Origin of the sequence: Actinosynnema sp. NPDC023658 (assembly GCF_040639995.1) — a bacterium.
GTDB lineage: Bacteria > Actinomycetota > Actinomycetes > Mycobacteriales > Pseudonocardiaceae > Actinosynnema.
Map to the genome: position 1 here is coordinate 1 of NZ_JBFAAX010000704.1, position 2,995 is coordinate 2,995.

3 protein-coding genes and 1 pseudogene are annotated in these 2,995 nt (G+C 73.2%); 3 read left to right on the plus strand and 1 reads right to left on the minus strand.

Translation table 11 applies throughout. The features are described from left to right. The 3 genes from AB0G02_RS33465 to AB0G02_RS33475 all read left to right on the plus strand — a co-directional run. The coding region (locus AB0G02_RS33465; RefSeq protein WP_360802345.1) for a CHAT domain-containing protein at positions 1-315 on the plus strand (315 nt) is incomplete at its 5' end. 11 nt (positions 316-326) lie between these two features. Beyond that, a complete protein-coding gene (locus AB0G02_RS33470; protein ID WP_360802348.1) occupies positions 327-1,022 on the plus strand; it encodes a tetratricopeptide repeat protein in 696 nt (231 codons plus the stop codon). A 38-nt stretch (positions 1,023-1,060) separates the two neighbouring features. Beyond that, positions 1,061-2,125 (plus strand): winged helix DNA-binding domain-containing protein, encoded by a 1,065-nt coding sequence (locus AB0G02_RS33475; protein WP_360802352.1) that lies wholly within the window; start codon positions 1,061-1,063, stop codon positions 2,123-2,125. Between the two features lie 32 nt (positions 2,126-2,157). On the opposite strand, the pseudogene AB0G02_RS33480 reads toward AB0G02_RS33475, so the two are convergent. Beyond that, positions 2,158-2,995 (minus strand): annotated as a pseudogene (locus AB0G02_RS33480) (hypothetical protein); the annotation flags it as partial.

Genomic DNA, 2,995 nt, shown 5'->3' on the forward strand with positions numbered 1-2,995 from the left:
ACCGCGCACGGCGAGTTCGCGTTCCTGTCCGCCTGCCACACCGCGCGCGGCGCCGCGACCGTGCCCGACGAAGCGGTCACGCTGGCCGGCGCATTGCAGTACCTCGGGTGGCGGCACGTCATCGGCACCCTGTGGTCGGTGGACGCCGCCAGCGCCGCCGCGGTGTCCGCCGACGTCTACCGCCGACTGGGCCGCGGCGGTGCGCTGGACCCGACGGACGCGGCGGTCGCCCTGCACGACGCCGTGCGCCGGCTGCGCGACGAGCACCCACGACAACCCGTCACCTGGGCGCAGCTGGTGCACTCGGGCGTGTAGAAGGAGGAGTGGTGGATCTGCCACAGGACGTGCTCGACTTGGGCGACCGCGTGTTCGGGCTGCTCGAAGACGGGCTGGACGAGGAGGCCGAACCGGAGCTGCGCACCCTGCTGCGCCAGGTCGAGCGCCACCTCGGCCGGGACGCGCCGGGAACCGTCGAGCTGTACGACGTCCTGGGCGGCGTGCTGTACCGGCTGCACCGGCTGCCGGAGTCCGAGGCGGTGCACCGCGAGGCGTTGACCCGGTACCGCCGCTCTCTCGGACCGGAGGATCCGATCACGCTGGCGTGCGCGCGCAACCTCGCCACGGCCCTGGTCATGCGCGGCGAGATCGAGGAGGGCACCACGTTGCTGGAGGAGACCTTCCGGCTGCTCACCGACCGCGAGGGGCCCGACGACCCGGACACGCTGATCACGGCCAAGACGCTGGGCTCGATCCTGTTCGGGCACTACGACCGGCCACGCGGCCTGGCCCTGCTGGAGGACACCCACGCGCGGTGTCTGCGGCTGTTCGGGAGGGACGACGAGCTCACCCTGGACGCGTGCAGCGACCTCGCGGCGGCGCTGTGGGAGTCCGACCGGCACACCGAAGCCGCGCAGCTGCTGATCGGGCTCTTCCAGGACTACTACCGGTTGGCCGGCTGGGATCACCCGTTGACGCAGCAGACCCGGGAACGCCTGTTCAGGATGGGCGTGCGGGTCAATTGAGGACCGTAGTCGTCCTCGATGCCCTCTAGGGTGGCGTCGTGATCGAAAAGCTGACCACCCGCGCGTTGAACCGGGCGACCCTGCACCGCCAGCTCCTGCTCGACCGGGTCGACCGCACTGCCTGCGACGTGGTGGAACACCTGGTCGGCATGCAGGCGCAGGAGCCGTTCTCGCCCTACTACGGCCTCTGGTCGCGGATCCGGTCGTTCCGGCCCGACGAGCTGGGCTCGTTGCTGCTGGACCGGCGGGTCGTGCGGGCGTCGCTGCACCGCGCCACGATCCACCTGGTCACCGCCGCCGACCACGGCCGCTTCGAACCGCTGCTCCGGCCGTTCCTGCACCGCAGGTTCGGGTCCTCGCCGTTCGGGTTCGTCCTGGACGGGCTCGACGCGGACGCGTTCACCGACGCCGTCACCGCGCTGTTGGAGGAGAAGCCGCGCACCCGGCGGGAGATCAGCGACCTGCTCGGCTCGCGGTGGCCCGACCACGACGCCACGGCGCTGGGTTACGCGGGCAGCTTCCTGGTGCCGTCCGTGCAGGTGCCGCCGCGTGCGGTCTGGGGCAGGTCGGGTGCGGCGGCGTGGACCACCGCGGCGCACTGGCTCGGACCGGCCGGCCCCGCCGCGCCGATGGAGGAGTTCGTGCGCCGCTACCTGACCGCGTTCGGACCGGCGTCGGTGAAGGACGTGCAGACGTGGGCGGGCATGAGCCGCCTCAAGCCCATCGTGGAGGCCATGGACCTGCGGGTGTTCACCGACGAACGCGGCCGGACGCTCTACGACCTGCCGGACGCGCCGCTGCCCGACGCCGACACGCCCGCGCCGGCGAGGTTCCTGCCCGAGTTCGACAACCTGCTGCTCGGCCACGACGACCGCACCCGCGTGATCTCCGACGAGGACTACCGGCGCGGGATCATCATCGGCGGCAAGCCGACGCTGCTGGTCGACGGCTTCGTGCACGGCACCTGGAAGATCACCCGCGACGGCCTGGACGTCGACCTGTTCCGACCGCTGACCGGTGGCCAGCGCGCCGACGTCGAGGCCGAGGGAGCCCGGCTGCTCGACTTCGCGGGCACGACCGGGGACGTGCGGTTGCACGGTTAGGGGCACGCCCACGACCTGCGCCAGGCTCGGTGTCAGGCGCGGTCGGCCCGCAGCGCATCCAGCTCGGCTTGCAGTCGATCGAGCTGTTGTTCCGCCCGTTCGGCGCGGACCAGGGTCTGGGCGCGGGCTTCCTCCAGGGCGTCGAGGCGTTCGCGGACGGCGCGTTCCACCTGGTCCAGGTGGGCGCGGTGGGCGTCGCGCTGGTCGGTCAGCTCGGCTCGGGCGCGGTCCAGCTCGGTGCGGGCGTCGTGGGCGGCCTGCTCGGCGCGTTCGGCCTTGACCCGTGCCGCGTTCGCCGCCTCGGCTTCGGCGCGGGCCTTCTCGACGCTCGCCTTCACCTCGTCACGCGCCCGGTCCACCTGGGTCTGCGCGTCCTGGCGTACCTGCTCGATCTGTGCCTGCGCGTCCGCACGGGCCTGGTCGACCTGCGCTTGTGCTTCGGCTCGGGCGCGTTCGACCTCGGCTTGCGCGTCCCGGCGGGCCTGGTCGAGCTGGGCCTGGGTATCCGCGCGTACCTGCTCGACCTCCCGCACCGCCTGCCGCCGAGCCTGTTCGGCGTGGGCGACGGCGTCGGCCTTGGCCTGCTCGACCTGCGTGTCGGCGTCCCGGCGGATCTCGTCGACGGCCGCCGCGGCCTCCACCCGGATCGCGGCGATCTCCTGTTCGGCCCGGGCGACGGCCGCGTCGGCTTCGGCCCGTGCGGCGTCCCGCTGTCCGTAGGCGGTCTCGGCGTCCTGTTCGGCTTGTTCGGCCGCGCGCACCGCGTCCTCGGTGGTCTCCTCGGCGGCCTGTCGCGCCTGGTCGGCGTCGCGCCGCCGCCGTTCCGCCTTCGCGACCGCGGCCTCCGCCTCGGCCACCCGCCGTGCGGCT